Genomic DNA, 1,251 nt, shown 5'->3' with positions numbered 1-1,251 from the left:
GCCCCGGGGGGCGGCCCGTCGGGGGGGCCCGCCGGGCTGCGGGGGCGGGTGCTGGGGACAGGTGTCGGGGGGGCCGGGTTCACTGACGGACCGGGTGGGTGGGGGGGGGGCCGCGCCCCCCCACCCACCCACCCACCACGACGGCACCCGATCCCGTCGCCCCGCCGCATCCCCCGCCGGATGCTGGAATGCTGGACCTGACGACCGGGCCGCCACGAGGGCGGGCCCGGATCAGGGGCATGGGGGGCCGAGGAACGTGGAGGACAGGGTGCGGGTGGTCATCGCCGAGGATTCGGTGCTGCTGCGGGAGGGCCTGACCCGGTTGCTGACCGACCGTGGGCACGAGGTCGTGGCCGGTGTCGGTGACGGTGACGCGTTGATCAAGACGATCACCGAGCTGGACGGGGAGAACCAGCTCCCGGACGTCGTGGTGGCCGACGTGCGGATGCCGCCGACGCACACGGACGAGGGGGTGCGGGCCGCGGTGCAGCTGCGGAAGACGCATCCGGGCATCGGTGTGCTGGTGCTGTCGCAGTACGTGGAGGAGCGCTACGCCACGGAGTTGCTCGCCGGTTCCAGCCGTGGCGTCGGTTATCTGCTCAAGGACCGGGTGGCCGAGGTCCGTGAGTTCGTGGACGCGGTGGTGCGGGTGGCCGAGGGCGGTACGGCGCTGGATCCCGAGGTGGTCGCGCAGCTGCTGGGGCGCAGCCGTAAGCAGGACGTGCTCGCGGGGCTCACCCCGCGTGAGCGGGAGGTCCTGGGGCTGATGGCGGAGGGCCGGACGAACTCGGCGATCGCCAGGCAGCTGGTGGTCAGCGACGGTGCCGTGGAGAAGCACGTCAGCAACATCTTCCTGAAGCTGGGGTTGTCCCCGAGCGACGGTGATCACCGGCGGGTGCTGGCCGTTCTCACCTATCTCAACTCCTGAGCGGGGACGTCTCGAAGTCGTGTCCACCATGCGAATGAGCCGAGGAAGGCGACCCTTACGGACGTAGGGTTTATGCGGGGAAGGCCTACGGGAAGGCCGTCCCGGACAGCCGCCTCGAGGAGGTCCAGTTCAGTGACCAGTCAGGTCAGCAGTCCAGCGGAACAGGCCGACGGAGCAGTCGTAGGGGAGCAGCGCACAGCGGCGGGCGCGAAGGGCGTCCGCCGGCTCGACCGGGTGGTCATCAGGTTCGCGGGGGACTCGGGTGACGGTATGCAGCTCACCGGTGACCGTTTCACCTCGGAGACCGCGTCGTTCGGCAACGA

The 1,251-nt window shown here is 70.9% G+C and carries 2 protein-coding genes; both read left to right on the top strand.

The window, feature by feature from the left end:
- The first annotated feature begins 268 nt into the window (after positions 1–268).
- Positions 269–928, top strand: coding sequence for a LuxR C-terminal-related transcriptional regulator (locus ACH5AO_RS07630; RefSeq protein ID WP_398923621.1), 660 nt, complete (start codon positions 269–271; stop codon positions 926–928).
- A 132-nt stretch (positions 929–1,060) separates the two neighbouring features.
- Positions 1,061–1,251 (top strand): hypothetical protein (locus ACH5AO_RS07625; RefSeq protein WP_398922890.1); only part of this gene is annotated, 191 nt, incomplete at its 3' end.

The sequence above is a fragment of the Streptomyces sp. NPDC018964 genome, from assembly GCF_044390325.1.
Lineage (GTDB): Bacteria > Actinomycetota > Actinomycetes > Streptomycetales > Streptomycetaceae > Streptomyces.
The sequence above is the reverse complement of the archived record's forward strand: the minus strand, read 5'-3'. Positions and strand labels throughout refer to the sequence as shown.